The 16,907-nt window shown below is 36.9% G+C and carries 13 protein-coding genes; 9 read left to right on the forward strand and 4 right to left on the reverse strand.

Annotation, left to right across the window (positions count from 1 at the left end):
- Positions 1-17 precede the first annotated feature (17 nt).
- From NHE85_RS00320 to tpiA, 4 genes are all read left to right on the forward strand, one after another.
- A complete protein-coding gene (locus NHE85_RS00320; RefSeq protein ID WP_252808605.1) occupies positions 18-257 on the forward strand; it encodes a hypothetical protein in 240 nt (79 codons plus the stop codon).
- A complete protein-coding gene (locus tag NHE85_RS00325) occupies positions 258-1,334 on the forward strand; it encodes an ABC transporter permease (RefSeq protein WP_252808606.1) in 1,077 nt (358 codons plus the stop codon). It abuts the gene before it with no gap.
- Between the two features lie 113 nt (positions 1,335-1,447).
- Entirely contained in the window at positions 1,448-1,951 is a 504-nt protein-coding gene (locus NHE85_RS00330) for a TlpA disulfide reductase family protein (protein ID WP_252808608.1), read from the forward strand.
- Positions 1,951-2,703, forward strand: coding sequence for a triose-phosphate isomerase (gene tpiA / locus NHE85_RS00335; RefSeq protein WP_252808610.1), 753 nt, complete (start codon positions 1,951-1,953; stop codon positions 2,701-2,703). Before NHE85_RS00330 ends, tpiA begins: the two co-directional genes overlap by 1 nt.
- Before the next feature lie 84 nt (positions 2,704-2,787).
- Here tpiA and NHE85_RS00340 read toward each other — a convergent pair whose 3' ends face one another.
- Positions 2,788-3,372 (reverse strand): Crp/Fnr family transcriptional regulator, encoded by a 585-nt coding sequence (locus tag NHE85_RS00340; RefSeq protein WP_252808612.1) that lies wholly within the window; start codon positions 3,370-3,372, stop codon positions 2,788-2,790.
- Positions 3,373-3,735: 363 nt separating this feature from the next.
- On the opposite strand from NHE85_RS00340, the gene NHE85_RS00345 reads away from it, so the two are divergent.
- Positions 3,736-7,656 (forward strand): choice-of-anchor I family protein, encoded by a 3,921-nt coding sequence (locus NHE85_RS00345; protein ID WP_252808614.1) that lies wholly within the window; start codon positions 3,736-3,738, stop codon positions 7,654-7,656.
- 170 nt (positions 7,657-7,826) lie between these two features.
- Positions 7,827-8,558 (forward strand): ElyC/SanA/YdcF family protein, encoded by a 732-nt coding sequence (locus NHE85_RS00350; RefSeq protein ID WP_252808616.1) that lies wholly within the window; start codon positions 7,827-7,829, stop codon positions 8,556-8,558.
- 46 nt (positions 8,559-8,604) lie between these two features.
- Here the strand turns inward: NHE85_RS00350 and def are convergent, their stop codons facing one another.
- Positions 8,605-9,255 (reverse strand): peptide deformylase, encoded by a 651-nt coding sequence (gene def / locus NHE85_RS00355; RefSeq protein WP_252808618.1) that lies wholly within the window; start codon positions 9,253-9,255, stop codon positions 8,605-8,607.
- A gap of 2 nt (positions 9,256-9,257) precedes the next feature.
- Positions 9,258-10,646: a phosphoglucosamine mutase gene (gene glmM / locus NHE85_RS00360; RefSeq protein ID WP_252808620.1), complete on the reverse strand. Its 1,389-nt coding sequence runs from the start codon at positions 10,644-10,646 to the stop codon at positions 9,258-9,260.
- A gap of 152 nt (positions 10,647-10,798) precedes the next feature.
- On the opposite strand from glmM, the gene NHE85_RS00365 reads away from it, so the two are divergent.
- From NHE85_RS00365 to NHE85_RS00375, 3 genes are all read left to right on the forward strand, one after another.
- Positions 10,799-11,398: an ACP phosphodiesterase gene (locus tag NHE85_RS00365; RefSeq protein ID WP_252808621.1), complete on the forward strand. Its 600-nt coding sequence runs from the start codon at positions 10,799-10,801 to the stop codon at positions 11,396-11,398.
- 91 nt (positions 11,399-11,489) lie between these two features.
- Positions 11,490-13,310: a chloride channel protein gene (locus NHE85_RS00370; RefSeq protein WP_252808625.1), complete on the forward strand. Its 1,821-nt coding sequence runs from the start codon at positions 11,490-11,492 to the stop codon at positions 13,308-13,310.
- Positions 13,311-13,382: 72 nt separating this feature from the next.
- Positions 13,383-14,300 carry an NAD(P)/FAD-dependent oxidoreductase gene (locus NHE85_RS00375; RefSeq protein ID WP_252808627.1) on the forward strand — a complete coding sequence of 306 codons (918 nt, stop codon included), beginning with the start codon at positions 13,383-13,385 and terminating at the stop codon, positions 14,298-14,300.
- A gap of 1 nt (position 14,301) precedes the next feature.
- On the opposite strand, the gene NHE85_RS00380 is transcribed toward NHE85_RS00375, so the two are convergent.
- Entirely contained in the window at positions 14,302-16,821 is a 2,520-nt protein-coding gene (locus NHE85_RS00380; protein ID WP_252808629.1) for a heavy metal translocating P-type ATPase, read from the reverse strand.
- Between the last annotated feature and the right edge of the window lie 86 nt (positions 16,822-16,907).

The raw sequence follows: 16,907 nt of genomic DNA on the forward strand, positions 1-16,907 counted from the left end.
CATATTAAAATAGAATTATGGAAAATCAGACAAAGGATACTAAATCAAGGCCATCGATATTCAGAAGGCTGCCCCTACTACCTATTGCATTTCTTTATCTTTTAGGTTTTTTCATAGTTCGAAAAAGTAATTTTGACGGCAGTACAGCTCTTGGTATTGGCATGCTTATTTTTGGGTGGTTATGTATAGTCGGCTCTTTAGTCTTAAGTATATCAGTACTGGTAAGCCTGTTTAAAGCAGCCTTTAAGAAAAAATAATTGATTAAATACTTTATATATAAAACAGGTTATGCTTTGCTTACACTTTTTGGTGTAGTAACTGTCATATTCTTTTTATTTACGGTCCTGCCGGGCGATCCGGCACGTATGATGCTGGATCAGAACGAAAATTCAGAACAGCTGGCCCTCATCAAAAAAAAATACGGTTTCGATAAGCCGGTTTCTACGCAATACATGTATTACCTCAACGACCTGTCTCCTGTTTCTTTTCACAGCACTACCGAAGGCGATTATACATTTTTGTCTGAAGGAAAATATAACGCCGTAAAACTCTTTACAGTAGGCGGCAGTACAACTGTACTTAAAGCGCCCTACCTGAGGGAGAGTTTCCAGAAAAGCGGAAAGAAGGTTACTCAGGTTATAGGCGATACTTTGCCAAATACCATAGTACTGGCCTTTTTTGCAATTGCCATAGCTATAATTATCGGGATTATATTCGGAATAATATCCGCTCTTTATAAAGACACCTGGATTGACAGAACAATTGCTTTGGTAAGTACGTTAGGCATGAGTCTGCCTTCCTTTTTTGCAGCTATATTATTTGCCTGGCTGTTTGGGTTTTTACTGCATGAATACACCCATCTTGATATGACCGGAAGCCTTTATGAAGTAGATGATTTTGGCGAGGGTACTTATATTAAATGGAAAAATATAATATTGCCTGCTATAGTACTGGGTATACGCCCGCTTGGGGTAGTAATACAATTAATGCGTAATTCGTTACTTGAAGTATTAAATCAGGACTACATACGCACAGCAAGAGCTAAAGGACTAAGCGAGCTAAATATTATTAGAAGGCATGCATTAAAAAATGCTCTTAATCCGGTAGTAACGGCAATATCGGGCTGGTTTGCATCAATGCTTGCCGGAGCTGTTTTTGTTGAATACATTTTTGGATGGAACGGGCTTGGCAAAGAAGTGGTTGAAGCATTAAACACATTAGATCTGCCTGTTATAATGGGATCGGTACTTGTTATTGCAACCACATTTGTAATCATCAATATAATTGTAGACCTCATCTACGCTTACCTTGATCCCAGAATCAGATTATCTTAACTTCACGAAAACGATATAATCAATTTTAATGATAATTGCATCTTAAATATTTCCATTTGGTCGGGTATTTGTTACACTTGTTATCGTAAATTTGTTACGCTTAATTTAGAAAAATGAAAAAATTACTTTTATTACCCATAGTTCTTTTCAGTATGGTATCATGTTCCCAGCCACAGGATACCGCTTTTACCGAAGCTGCATTAAACTCGAAAATGACAACTACTGAAGGACAAGAAATTACTTTTAAAGATATCCTTAAACAATACAAAGGAAAAACCGTTGTAATAGATGTTTGGGCTTCATGGTGTCCCGACTGCGCTAAGGGCATGCCTAAAGTTCATGACCTTCAAAAACAGTTTCCTGATGTTGGTTATCTTTTCCTTTCATACGACCGTGTTGATGATGCATGGAAAAAAGGAATTGAAAAATATGAATTACAACAGTACGGAAATTACCATGTAGGCAAAAGCATGAAAGAAGGCGACTTTGCCAGAGATATTAAACTGGACTGGATACCACGTTACATGGTTGTAGATAAAAACGGAAAAATTGCATTGTTTAAAGCCATTGAGGCAGATGATGACAAACTTATAGCTATTCTAAAAAAACTTAAATAATGAGAAAACAAATCGTTGCAGGAAACTGGAAGATGAATAATGACAGTGCGCAGACTGAAGCACTACTGGCTGAAATAATTTTAAAAAGACAAAGTGGCAGCATTGCTAAGGTGGTAGTTGCTCCTACATTTGTTAACCTTCAGTCGGCAGTACATCAGGCAAGCGGTACAGGTGTAATTGTGGCAGCACAAAATATGCATCAGGCAGAAAGCGGTGCTTACACAGGTGAAATAGCAGTAGGTATGCTAAAAAGCATTAATGTAAATACTGTTATACTTGGCCACTCTGAAAGAAGAGCCTACTTTGGTGAGACCAATGCACTACTTGCTGAAAAAGTAAATACTGCTCTTAAACACAATCTTACCATAATTTTCTGTTTCGGTGAAGAACTGGCAGACAGACAATCGGGCAATCATTTTAATTTAGTAGAATCTCAGCTAAGAGAGGCTCTTTTCCATATCAGCGAAAGCGACTGGAGTAATATCGTTCTTGCTTATGAACCCGTTTGGGCTATTGGCACCGGAGAAACTGCTTCGCCGGAACAAGCTCAGGAAATGCATGCTTTTATACGTAATCTTATAAGAGAAAACATAGGAGAGGCTGTAGCTAACAGTACTTCTATTTTGTACGGAGGAAGCGTTAAGCCTGATAATGCCCGTGAGATTTTCGGAAAGCCCGATGTTGATGGCGGACTTATAGGTGGTGCATCTCTAAAAGCCGATGATTTCTTAGCTATTGTAAATGCCATATAACTCATACAGTATATAAACAGAAAAGCGGTAATTATTAAATTACCGCTTTTTTTATAAATGACAATTAGTTCTTAATGCCTTTATTTATAGTGTATAATCAATCCCTGATTTTCTCTTGCGTATTCTAAGCAGCCTTTCCCGCTCAATTTGCAGATAGGATGCTAAAAGATGCGGTGGTACCCTTTGTAATATATAGGGTTTATTTTTTGCTATATATTCATAACGTTCTGTAGGAGTATATAACTTAAACATATCTGTATGTTCCTCAAATCTTGCAGCTGTAAAATAAAGGCAGTTTTTTTCCAGTATAGCTATTTGATTAACACTGGCACCGGCTTCTCTCAGCTTTTCTTTATCAAATTCAATAACTGTAACAGGCTCACACGCTTCAATTGTGTAGGCAGATAGTTCCCCTGTAGAAAAACTATGTATGTTTGTTACAACCTCATCTTCAAAATGAAGAGCTATATTAATTTCTTTGCCATCAACTTCATGAAAATTACGCACAAAACCTTCTTCTATAAAAAATAATGAATTGCAAACTTCTCCTTCAGCAAGTAATACTTCTCCTTTTGCATAAGTTTTCTTTGTAAGTGCCGGCTTTAATGCTTCCCAGCTTTCGTTGGAAAACTCTACAAGCGAATTTATGTAAGTAAATAATTTTTGCATAGCTTTATTTTTTAGCTAATTTAAATACAATACGTTACGGTTGTTTTTCATTTAACTTTTCCTTGAAAAACTATATGAAAATTTTAATATTTAAGGCATGTAAGAGTCTGCTGTATTTTTAACTTTTGCATAATATTAGTTATTATAAAACTGAATATCACTGCTTAACATCTATTTGTTAAAACCTTAATTTTCTTGGGCATCCTTCCCTTACTATTACTATAGTGTTAAGTAGTTAACTTTAAGCTTACTATTACAAAACAATAACAAATATCATCTTAATACTACTTTATTATTCTGGTAATGGTAACTTAAACTGCAACATGGACTTTTGTAGCACTATTAAAAAAACCAAAAAAGACCATGCTAAACAATTACCTTAAAAAAGGATTACTCCTCGCAGGATTGTGCTTATCAGTACAATTTACAAATGCACAGGATCTGATTCATTACTGGAACTTTAATGATAATACAACTGTAGTTACTCTGGCAACACCCACCCAAACTATAGGCGGAGCTACAATAACTGCTTTTACAGGTACTGCAAGTGAGCTTGCCATAGGTACAGGACAAAACTTTGATGTACTTAACCTTAATGCTCAAAATGGCGATGCTGCCGGAACTCACTTACGTTTCAATAACCCTATTGGTGGTTCACTTGAATTTGCATTACCAACTGTTGGTTATGAAAATATAACAGTAAAATTTGCTACCAAACGTTCAGGATCTGGAGCCGGAACACAAACATGGTCGTACTCTACAGATGGAATAGCCTATACTGTTCTTACTACAGTAACACCTGTTGATGGTGACCCGGAACTAGCAACTCTAGACCTTTCTGATATAGAAGCTGCTGATAATAATGCCAACCTTAAACTTAAAGTTGAATTTACAGAAGCTCCGGGAGGTGCAGCAGGTAATAACCGTTTTGACAACTTTACGGTAAATGGTAGCGCTATAGGTGGTGGTGACACTATTGCCCCTATTGCTATAATTACACCAATAAACAATGCTGTAAATCTTGCTACATCATTACAGCCAACTATTGCCTTTAATGAAGATGTAAGACTTATTGATGATTCTGCTATAAACAATACAAATGTAGATGCTATAGTAGAACTTCGCCTTAACGACGAAAACGGAACAACAGTTCCTTTTGATGCTACATTTACTGATAATACTATTACAATTGTTCCTACAGCTGCTTTGCTAAACGGACAACAGTATTATGTTGCTCTTTTAGCCAATACTATAGAAGACACAAGCAATAATGCTATTGAAGAAACCAAATCTTCTATATTCTCTGTAATTGCACAACAATCTCCTATCACTGCAGGCGATATGGTATTTACTGCTTACAGAATGAACGCTACAGGTGCTGAAGACGAAGTTGCATTGCTAACTTTTGTTAATATTTCACCGGGTACTTTTATTACTCTTACAGATTCTAAATATACGAGTAATACAGTGCCTCAATGCGCTAATGGTATTACATGGACAGCTACAGATTGCGTTCCTGCAGGATCGGTAATAACAATACAAACCTCTGCGTTTATTGCTAATACAGGTTTAGTTACAGGATCAGGATTTGGCTTAAGCTCAAACGGAGACCAGGTTATTGTTTATACAGGTACTGCCGCGTCGCCAAACTATATTACTGCTCTTTCATCTAATGGGTGGGTAGCAGATAATACAGACTGTGGAGGAAGCCTTTCAATGATTCCTGCCGCTTTAACAGATGGTACAAATGCACTTAATTTAAGCGCTAACCCTGCTAACATAAGCGGAAACACAGTAAATGCTTATTATAATGGTACACAAGCAGGTGCTGTTACCAACTTAAGAGCTTCTATACTTAACCCAGCAAACTGGACAGGTGTTGAAGGGTCTACTGCACCGCAAGTATGGCCTGCGTGGGCTTTCCCAGGAGCACCGGTCGTACAAAATGCTGAAGTTACTAATAATACAAATATTGTACTTACATTCAATAATGAATTACAGTCAGCATCTGCTACTAATATTGCTAATTATACAGGCGTAGAAGGTTTAACTTCTGCAACACTTAACGGAAATGAAGTAACACTTACCTTCTCAACTCCATTTATCGCAGGTACAGAATATATACTTACGGTAGACAATGTGGCTGACGTAACAGGTCTTGAAATGGCCTGCCCATATAACTTTACTTTTGGTTATATTACAAAAGTTTCTTTAGCTAATGACTTTGTTGTTGTAAATGAAGATCACGGTACATTAAACTTTGTTATTAACCTTGAAAGCCCTGCTGCCGGTACAGTTGATGTTGTTCTTAAAGCTGCTCCGTTTAGCACCGCTACAGCAGGCGAAGATTTTACTTATGCAACCCAGACACTTACATTTACTGCTTCAAGCCCATTAACGCACACTATCGCTATTCCGATTATAGATGATGCAGACGAAGAGCAGCATTCGGAATATTTTGTACTTAGCCTTGAAAATGCAACCGGGTTAACTATTGATGGAGAATCGTTAGCAACCATATACATAAAAGATAACGACAGAATGGCTCCTGTGCCTACACAGGATATAGAACTTAACTATGTAATGAGCTTTGACCCATCGGGTGCTGGTGAAAGTACATGCGAAATTGTAGTTTATGATGCTGAAAGCCAAAAGTTGTTTACAACGAGTGCCGTAGCCGGTTTCCTTGATATTATTGACTTCTCCGACCCTACTGCACCTGAAGTGACAGAATCTGTAGACATGAACGTTTACGGCGGCGTAACAAGCGTAGCCGTTAAAAATGGTTTAGTTGCCGTGGCATCACCTAATACTCTTGAGCACCTTGACGGATCTGTAGTATTTTTAGATACTGACGGTAATTTCCTTAAGCAGGTAACTGTTGGTGCACTTCCTGACAATATCTCTTTCACAACGGACGGAACAAAAGTACTAACTGCAAACGAAGGTCAGCCAAACAGCGATTATACTATAGACCCTGAAGGATCCATAAGTATTATTGATATAAGTGGGGGTATTGAAAACCTGACACAATCTAACGTTACAACATTATTATTTGATGCATTTAATGCACAGGAAACTGCACTAATAGCTTCTGGTGTGAGGAAACTGAAGCTAAGCAGTACCCTGTCGCAGGATCTGGAGCCGGAATATATTACAACGGCTGCAAATTCTGAAAAAGCATGGGTAACCCTGCAGGAAAATAATGCCGTTGCAGAAATCAACCTTACAAATAATACTATTACAGATGTATGGGCACTTGGAACTAAAGATATGAGCCTACCAGGAAATGGTTTTGATATTTCTGATAAAAATGGCGAAATACTTATTGCCAACTGGCCAATACTATCATACTATCAGCCGGATGGCGTTGCTAACTACAGCGTAAATGGTGTTAATTATATTGTTACTGCCAATGAAGGTGACGAAAAAGAATATACAGGTTTTGTAGAAAGAACAACAATCGGTGCTGATTCTTATAACCTTGATGAGACTGCCTATCCGCAGGCAGCAATGCTTAAAAATTCTAATAATGCAGGTCGTTTAAGGGTTAGTGCTTTTGCAGGCAGCAATGGTACTGCTTACGATCAGATATATGCTTTAGGCGGACGTTCATTCTCTATCTTTAATGCTGACACTAAAGAAATTGTTTATGATAGTGGTGATGATTTTGAAATGTACACTGCACTTACCCCATCAATAAACGCATTGTTTAACTCTGACCATGAAGATAACTCTTTCAAAAGCCGCAGCCGTGCTAAAGGCCCGGAAGCTGAAGGTATAACTATAGCTACTATTGCCGAAAGAACATTTGCTTTTATTACTCTTGAACGTATAGGCGGTGTTATGGTTTATGATGTAACAGATCCTGCTGATGTTAAGTTTGTAGATTATAAAAACAGCCGTAGTGTTTCTGCATACGAAGGTGACCATGGCCCTGAAGGTATTACGCATATTAAAGCTGCTGACAGCCCAGACGGAAAAGATTACATTATTGTTGCTAATGAAATAAGTGGTACGCTTACCATTTTTGAAATTGATACTACTATACTGGGTAATGGTGAATTTAACCCTGAACCTAAAACATTTGTGGTATTTCCTAACCCTTCCGTAAGTGGTGTAGCTTACTTTAACCGTGCTGCCGATATAGAAGTATATGATTACAGCGGTAAATTGATTTATTCGGCTAAACAAGCCCTTAAAATAGATACCTCCGGAATGGTATCAGGTATATATCTGATCAAAACTTCTGAAGGTATCGTAAAAAAACTACTCGTTAAATAGAGTGTTAGTTTCGTGTTTTTTAATTTTTTCATTGAAAGTCCTGCCCCTAAAAAGGCAGGATTTTATCTTTAATCCTACTATTATAGAAAGTATGTTACAGAATCTTAAAAATATTTTCCTTCCAAAATATTTTTTCTAAATTGTAATACAAATACTTTCAGTATACCCCCATGACGTTTTTTAACCCCATCACTTTCTTTTGGATATTTAGTATAATAGCATTTGTACTGTATAAAAGGAAAAAAGAAAAAGCTGGGAAATATTTACTTATAACGGCTTTTACAGGCCTGTTTATTTTTTCTGTTACGCCATTGCCTGTTTATATGCTGCATCATTTAGAAAACAAATATGCTGCTTACAGAAACCCCGATAACGCAAAACTACCTATACTTGTTTTAGGCAATAATCATAGTGACGACTCAACTCTTTTTCCTAACCAGCAACTTAGCCTACATTCATTAGAAAGAGTAACAGAAGGCGTTCGTATTTATAAATCATTTTCAGGGAGCACTATAGCTTTTTCCGGCTTTGCTATAAACGGAAAACAGCCAACGGCATCTGTCATGGCAAAAACAGCCTTAACAATGGGAGTATCTCCCAAAGACACTATAATGCTTACTAAGCCATCAAGCACATGGCAGGAAGCACAGGAATACAAAAAGAGATTTGGTACTAAAAATAAGTTTATACTGGTTACAAGCGCATCCCATTTACCAAGAGCTATGCAAATTTTTAAATCACTGGGAATGCAGCCTATACCAGCTCCTGCTGACTTTTTTATTAAAAAAGACGGACAAAATTCAATCTATAACTGGCAACCTTCGCCTTTTAAATTATTATATACCGAAATAACCCTATATGAATATTTATTGCAGGGCTATTACAAATGGTTTAAAAACTAAAAATGCCTCCTGTATAACAGGAGGCATTTTAGTATAGGTATAAATATTATTGCCTTTTCAGTCTGTGTTCTAAATAAAGGTTTACTTCGCCATTGATAAGCGTGTATTCTTCATTGCTTTGTTTTTCCAGCCTGTCAGTAAACAAAATTCCCATAAGGTGATCTGTTTCATGCTGAAAAATGACTGCTGTAAAACCTTCAATTATTTCTTCATGATGTTTACCCTCTTTATCATAATACGTAAGCTGTATTGTATAACTGCGAAGTACTTCGCCATTTATATCAGCTATTGACAAACAGCCTTCTGTACCTTTTCGCAATAATGAAGACCTCCATTTTATTTTAGGGTTAAGATAAGCCTCAAAGGGTTCTCCCGGCTTATCAAAACGCTGTACCAATATTACATTTTTATTGATGCCTATCTGCGGAGCCGCAATACCTACGCCTGTATTCTCAGTACCCTGAACGGTAGCAAGCATCCTGTCTAAAAGCAAGGGCAGCGTTTCATCTTTCAGATTAACATCTGTAGATACTCCTTTGAGTATTTTAGCATCCTCTGCATTGGTTATTTGTAACACACGAAATATATCAGTTTTTCCACCTGACATAACTAGGCTACGTTCAGTTTCAGTAAGCCTTTGTGCCTGTGCAGTAAGCACAATTACCAAAACTAACGAGGTAAGTATTACTTTTTTCATCGTTAAATTCCGGCTACTGCCTTAATTTCATCAATAATCCTAACAGCAAGAGCATCAGCTTTATCCTGTGTTGCCGCCTCGGTATATATCCTGATTATAGGTTCTGTATTCGATTTTCTAAGATGCACCCATTCTTCGGCAAAATCAATTTTAACGCCGTCGATAGTAGATATATCCTCAGCTTTATATTTATCTGCCATAGCTATAAGTATAGCATCAACATCTATTTGCGGAGTAAGCTCAATTTTATTTTTACTCATGTAATATTGAGGATAAGAAGCTCTTAAAGCAGCTACACTCATTTTTTTCTCTGCAAGATAAGTAAGGAACAATGCCACACCTACAAGTGAATCACGACCATAATGAAGTTCAGGATAAATAATACCTCCGTTACCTTCTCCGCCAATAATAGCGTTATTTTTTTTCATCATCTCTACTACATTTACTTCACCTACAGCACTGGCTTCATAAGTACCGCCATGTTTTTGTGTAATATCTCGCAATGCACGCGATGATGACATATTCGATACTGTATTACCTGGTGTTTTGCTCAACACATAATCGGCACAGGCAACAAGTGTGTATTCTTCTCCAAACATTTCACCATCGTCAGATATAAATGCCAAACGGTCAACATCAGGGTCAACCACAATACCAAAATCAGCTTTTTCCTTAACTACAAGCTCACAAATATCGCCAAGGTGCTCTTTAAGCGGCTCAGGATTATGAGGGAAATGTCCGTTAGGTTCACAATAAAGGCGTACTACCTCTACCCCCATTTGCTCAAGCAGTTTTGGTATAATAATACCACCCGATGAATTAACCCCATCTACCACAACTTTAAAACCTGCTTTTTTAACAGCTTCGGCATCAACAAGCGGTAATTCAAGAACTTCATCTATATGAATATCCATATAGGCATCATTTACAGTAATTTCGCCAAGGCTATCAACATCCGAAAAATCGAAAGCTTCATTATCGGCAATTTCAAGTATTTTAGCACCATCGGCACCACTTAAAAACTCACCTTTTTCGTTAAGCAGTTTCAGTGCATTCCATTGTTTAGGATTATGACTTGCAGTAAGTATAATACCACCATCTGCTTTTTCTAAAGGCACGGCAACCTCTACAGTAGGTGTGGTAGAAAGGCCAAGGTCTATTATATTAATACCCAGCCCTATCAGGGTATTCATTACAAGGTTATGTATCATTGGCCCCGAAATACGGGCATCACGTCCTATTACTACAGTCAGTTTTTCTTTACCGGCATGGCCTTTAAGCCATGTTCCGTAAGCCGATGCAAATTTCACCGCATCTACAGGTGTAAGGTTATCTCCTGTTTTTCCTCCAATAGTTCCTCTTATTCCGGATATCGATTTAATTAATGTCATTGTTGGTTTGTAATTTTAGTAAAGCAAATATAAGTTATACAGTATATTTAATTTTTAAATATTGTAGGATTTTTTTAAACAAAACCAGTAAAGCAGGCTATAATTAAGAATTTTGAGCTTTGCTGCCACAAAAGTTATTCCTATCTTGCTGTATGAATTTTTTAGCACATATATATCTTTCAGGCGATAATGACCTGGTTAAAATAGGCAACTTTATGGCCGATGGCATACATGGCAGGCCTGAGGGTTTTCCTGTTGATGTTCAGAAAGGCATACTATTGCACCGAGCCATTGACACCTATACAGACGCCCACCCTATATTTCGTCAGGGTACTAAGCGCCTGCATGCCCGCTACCATCATTATGCAGGGGTTATAATGGATATTTATTATGATCATTTCCTTGCTAAGAACTGGAAAAATTATCACGATAAGTCTCTTGAAGATTACACTGCTGCTTTTTACAAATCATTAAATGATAATTACCAACTACTAACCGACCGGACAAAAAATATAATGCCTCACATGGTAGAATACAATTGGCTGGCAAGCTATGCTACAACCGAGGGCATTAGCCGCATACTTACCCAAATGGACAGGCGTACCAAAAACAGGTCAGGCATGAGTACTTCTATTGATGAGCTTTTAAAATTTTATGGTGAATATGAAAATGAGTTTACCGTTTTTTTTGAAGAAATTAAAGATTTTGTACGCGAAAAGACAGCCCAGCTTGAAGAAGAATTATCAGTCTAAACCTTAAAAATTACATATTTATTGTCAAATTTTTTATGAAATGGCGTAACTTAGCGTTTTATTACATTTTCCAAAAAATTTATCATCAAAAATGCAAAACCGTAAAGTTTCAAAGGTCAGATTATTTTTCAGGAATAACCTACGCCACCTTGAAACCCTTTTCTTTGTTCTTAAAAGCCTATTGTCAGAAAGGCATTTTATTTACCTTTCATGTGTATTAGTTTCCATATCTACAGCTTTTGCAGTTATTGTTCTAAAAAGCTTTGCGCACAATGTATTTCTCTTCGCTAATTATTTAAACGGTTTTTTAAAATTACCTTATACAAACAGTATACTGCCTATTCTCGGTATTGTACTTACTGTATTTGTGGTTAGGCGTATTCTTGATGGTAAAATTGAAAAAGGAAGTTCCAGAATACTATATGCAGTGGCCAAAAAAGGTGGTATTATGCCCCGCAGGCAAATGTATGCGCAAATAATAACCAGTTCACTTACGGTGGGTCTTGGAGGTTCGGCTGGACTTGAGTCGCCAATTACAATTACCGGTGCTGCATTTGGATCTAATTTTGCGCAGAAATATAAATTATCTCAGAAAGACAGAATACTTTTACTGGCATGTGGTGTGGCTGCCGGTATTGCGGCAGCGTTTAATGCACCTATAGCTGGGGTATTGTTTGCGATAGAAGTAGTTTTGACAGATGTTACTATTACAGCTTTCATTCCTATTATGATTTCTGCTGCTACAGGAGCTTTAATCACAACAATAGTTCTTAACGAAGAAGTTTTGCTGTCATTTAAACAGGAACTAACATTTGATTATCATAATATACCTTATTATATTATTCTCGGGCTTGTTGCCGGATTCATATCCTTGTACCATGCGCGGGCATTTCAAAAAGTGGAAGCCCATTTTGAGAAGTTAAGAATTAAAGGATATCGTAAAGCTTTGTATGGCGCTATACCGTTGGCTGCGCTGATATTCGTTTTCCCTACACTTTTTGGTGAAGGATATGAAAGCATAAAGGTTCTTTCAAATTCACATCCGGAAGAATTACTTAACAATACCATGCTTGAGCCTTTTAAAGAAAACGGATGGGTACTGCTTATATTTGTCGGGCTGTCTATGATGGTTAAAGCTTATGCAACCGGGCTTACACTTGCAAGTGGCGGTAATGGCGGTAACTTTGCTCCTTCGCTATTTGTAGGCTCTTATTTAGGCTATTTTGTAGCTAAATTATTTACCCTGATAGGTTTCTCTAACGATATTCCCGTAAGCAATTTTACCATAGTAGGAATGGCAGGTATTTTGAGCGGATTATTTCATGCTCCGTTAACATCTATATTCTTAATTGGGGAAATTACAGGAGGCTACGGATTAATGGTTCCGCTAATGATAGTTTCTTCAATAAGTTTTGCTGTATCCAAACAGTTTGAAAAACACTCTATGGATATTAAGCATTTAGCCGCAAAAGGACAAGTGTTTACATCTGACAAAGATAAAAACATACTTTCGGGCATAGACATATTAGAAGTTATAGATACAGATCTTCAAACGCTTTCTCCTAACCAAAAAACAGAAGATGTTATTGGCCTTATAGCTACTACCAAACAAACCATTTTTGCAGTTATAGATGAAAAGAAAAGGCTTTTAGGCATAATAGATTTTGATAAAGTAAGACCCATACTTTTCAATCAGTTTCAAATTAAACATACTCCTTTTCAGGATATAATCGCTACTCCCGTTCAGATAGCATGTATGGAAGATTCTATAGAAATGATAATGGAAAAATTTGAAGCAACTACTGCCGATTATCTTCCTTTAATAAAGGAAGACCGCTACTACGGCTTTATCTATAAATCTAAAATACTTGAGGCTTACAGAGCCAAACTAAAAGAAATGATCATAGAATAATCGTTTAAGTTTAGTTAAAGTTAATCAACTTCAGTTAATCGTTCAATAACTTTATAGGTATAAGCAATACTTATGAAGATTAATGATTTATATGATGTTATAATTATAGGCGGAAGTTATGCCGGGCTATCAGCTGCTTTGGCATTGGGTCGTTCACTACGAAAAGTACTTGTGATAGACAGCAATAATCCCTGTAACAAAAACACGCCTTTAGCACATAATTTTATTACCGATGACGGGATAAGTCCGCATGAGCTTAGAGAAAAATCAAGAATGCAGTTGGAGAAATATAAAACCGTAACTCTTTTAGATGGATTAGTTATTGAGGTTATTGGTAGTAATGAAAATAATTTTGAAGTTATTACAGAAAACAAACAACGATTTAATGCCAAAAAGCTTCTTTTTGCTACCGGTATAACCGATATAAATCCTAACATTGAAGGATTCAGCGAATGCTGGGCAAAAACTATACTGCATTGCCCCTATTGTCACGGATATGAAATTAAAGAAGCAATAACCGGAATATTGGGTAATGGCGACATGGGCTTTGAATTAGCCAAGACCATAAGCCAGTGGGCAAAAAGTTTAACTTTATATACTAATGGTATAAGTACACTTTCACCCGAGGAAGTATTAAAACTTAACAACCACAATATAAAAGTAGTAGAAAATGAAATTGACTTTATAGAGCACGAAAACTGTCAAATTAAAAACCTTCATTTTAAAGATACACCGCCGGATGAAATTGAAGCTTTATATGTACAGCTTCCCTTTATGCAACAATGTGAAATCCCGGAAAAACTAGGCTGCGAGCTCAATGAAAAGGGATTTATTATTAGAGATAAATTTATGGAAACTACTGTAAAAGGAATATATGCTGCCGGTGACTGCCTTTCATTATTTAGGTCTATAGCAAATGCCGTAGCACAGGGTAATAAAGCAGGTGCTATTATAAATAAATGCCTTATTGAAGAAGAGTTTGCCTACTAACCTACAGTTTTAAACCTTTTATTCGCAACGAGTTTACAATGACCGATACCGAACTAAGGCTCATGGCAACAGCAGCTATCATAGGTGAAAGCAATATACCAAATGCCGGATATAATACGCCCGCAGCAACCAGAATACCTAACGCATTATAAACAAATGCAAAAAATAGGTTTTGCTTTATATTGCCCATAACACCCTGACTTAACATTCTTGCCTTTACAATACCCTGAAGATCACCTTTAATAAGGGTAATTTGTGAGCTTTCAATAGCAACATCAGTACCTGTACCCATAGCAATACCAATACTAGCCTGTGCCAAAGCAGGCGCATCATTAATTCCATCACCAGCCATTGCAACTACTTTACCTTCAGCCTGTAGCTTTTTAATTTCTTTAAGTTTATCTTCAGGTAGACAATCTGCTTTAAAATGTTTTAATCCAAGTGTACCAGCTACAGCTTTAGCTGTATGTTTATTATCACCCGTAAGCATTACCACATCAATACCTTCATTCATGAGTGTTTTTATAGCTTCGCTACTGGATGGTTTAATAGCATCTGAAATACAAACATAGCCTTCTATTTTTCCGGCTACACTAATAAAAGAAACTGTTTTTCCAAGTGATTGCTCTTTTTCTGCACTATCAATTATCTCCTGAATAATTTCGGCATTTACATGTTCCATCAGTTTTTTGTTTCCTACGGCTACATCTTTGCCTTCAAGTTTTCCTGTTACACCTTTACCGGTAACTGCATTAAAATCGTCTACAGGTTCAACCCTACTATTTTTTTTACTGGCATACCGCATTACGGCTTCTGCCAGAGGATGCTCACTATATTGATTAACAGAAGCTACAATTTTCACAAGCTCATCTTCACTCTTATCTCCTGTAACAACCATTTTCTCTACCGAAGGTTTCCCTTCTGTTATAGTACCTGTTTTATCAATTATAAGAACATCAACCTTATTCATTACTTCTATGGCTTCTGCATTTTTAATAAGCACGCCGTTTTGCGCTCCCTTACCCACTCCTACCATAATAGACATTGGCGTTGCTAAACCAAGGGCACACGGGCAGGCTATTATAAGCACTGCTACCGTATTTGTAAATGCAAAAACATACGCATTTTGCGAACCAAAAATTGCCCACAAAATAAAAGTTAAAATAGCTATACCTATTACTATTGGTACAAAATAGCCCGAAATAGTATCTGCCAGTTTTTGTATTGGTGCCCTTGAACGGCTCGCAGTATTAACCATTTGAATAATTTGCGATAATAAGGTTTCCTCTCCTACTTTTTCGGCAACCATTAAAAATGATTTTGTTCCGTTAATAGTTCCTGAATTTACTTTATCACCTTCTTCCTTTTCCACAGGAATAGGCTCTCCCATAATCATCGACTCATCAATACTGCAATCTCCCTGAGTAATAGATCCGTCAACCGGAATTTTATCACCCGGTTTAACACGCAATACATCACCTACTTTTATATCATTAATACTAATCACAGTTTCTTTACCATCTTTAACCAAAACTGCCTCAGATGGTGATAGTTTAATCAGCTCTTTTATCGCACCACTGGTTTGGCTGTGTGCTCTTGCTTCCAGTAACTGCCCTAGCAGCATTAGCGTAAGTATAACAGCTACCGATTCGAAATACAAAAATACCGTATCGCCATGCCCTCTGAATTCTTCCGGAAACAGAGAAGGGAAAAACAAGCCCACTACGCTAAATATAAATGCCGATGAGGCACCAAGCCCAATAAGACTGAACATATTAAGTTTCCATGTTTTAAAAGATGTCCAGGCCCTTTGAAAAAATATCCATCCTGCATAAAACACTACAGGCAATGACAATATAAATTGTATCCAGTTTGAAGTACTGTGCGATATGTATTTAGATATAGGGTTTCCCGGAATCATTTCAACCATCGCAATTATAAATATTGGAAGTGTAAAACCTACTGCTATCCAAAACTTTTTTGAAAGCTTTTTATATGTAGCATACTCATTTTCTTCCGTAGGTTCAAGAGGTACCAGATTCATTCCGCATATAGGACAGCTTCCCGGCGTATCTCTTATAATTTCCGTATGCATTGGACAGGTATATTGTTGCTTTGCAGGTTTTAAATCGTGTTCTTTTTCCAGATTCATACCACATACTGGGCAACTGCCGGGTTTATTATACATTTTATCACCCTCGCAATGCATTGGGCAATAATATTTGCCTTTACTCCCCTTCTTTGAAACTATTTTATCAGACTGTTCATGACCATGATTATGAGTAGTATGGTCATGCATTGGCATTTTTTCATCATTCCATTCTCCAATACTATATTTTCCTGCAGCAGACAAAGCTTCCTGTAGTTTCTCTGTGGGAATATGGTCTTGCATTGTAATAACAGCCTTAGGAGGATTAAGTGAAACTTCCGCCTTTACTCCATCAATACTATTTAATACATTTTCTACTTTACTTTTACAGCCATCACATGACATTCCGGTTATTCTATAAGTATGTTTCAAAATAAAAAATATTATATGTTATAGTCTTTACCTGCAAGTTAACACCTTATCGTCATAATAGAAACCTTTTTACATTTTACTTACTA

Source organism: Flavobacterium sp. NRK1, from assembly GCF_024054175.1.
Classification (GTDB): Bacteria; Bacteroidota; Bacteroidia; order Flavobacteriales; family Flavobacteriaceae; genus Flavobacterium.

Coding starts and splice junctions, on each gene's coding strand:
- NHE85_RS00330 (WP_252808608.1), top strand. CDS start 1,448: ATGAAAAAATTACTTTTATTACCCATAGTTCTTTTCAGTATGGTATCA.
- NHE85_RS00365 (WP_252808621.1), top strand. CDS start 10,799: ATGAATTTTTTAGCACATATATATCTTTCAGGCGATAATGACCTGGTT.
- NHE85_RS00345 (WP_252808614.1), top strand. CDS start 3,736: ATGCTAAACAATTACCTTAAAAAAGGATTACTCCTCGCAGGATTGTGC.
- NHE85_RS00375 (WP_252808627.1), top strand. CDS start 13,383: ATGAAGATTAATGATTTATATGATGTTATAATTATAGGCGGAAGTTAT.
- NHE85_RS00350 (WP_252808616.1), top strand. CDS start 7,827: ATGACGTTTTTTAACCCCATCACTTTCTTTTGGATATTTAGTATAATA.
- def (WP_252808618.1), bottom strand. CDS start 9,255: ATGAAAAAAGTAATACTTACCTCGTTAGTTTTGGTAATTGTGCTTACT.
- glmM (WP_252808620.1), bottom strand. CDS start 10,646: ATGACATTAATTAAATCGATATCCGGAATAAGAGGAACTATTGGAGGA.
- NHE85_RS00340 (WP_252808612.1), bottom strand. CDS start 3,372: ATGCAAAAATTATTTACTTACATAAATTCGCTTGTAGAGTTTTCCAAC.
- tpiA (WP_252808610.1), top strand. CDS start 1,951: ATGAGAAAACAAATCGTTGCAGGAAACTGGAAGATGAATAATGACAGT.
- NHE85_RS00320 (WP_252808605.1), top strand. CDS start 18: ATGGAAAATCAGACAAAGGATACTAAATCAAGGCCATCGATATTCAGA.
- NHE85_RS00370 (WP_252808625.1), top strand. CDS start 11,490: ATGCAAAACCGTAAAGTTTCAAAGGTCAGATTATTTTTCAGGAATAAC.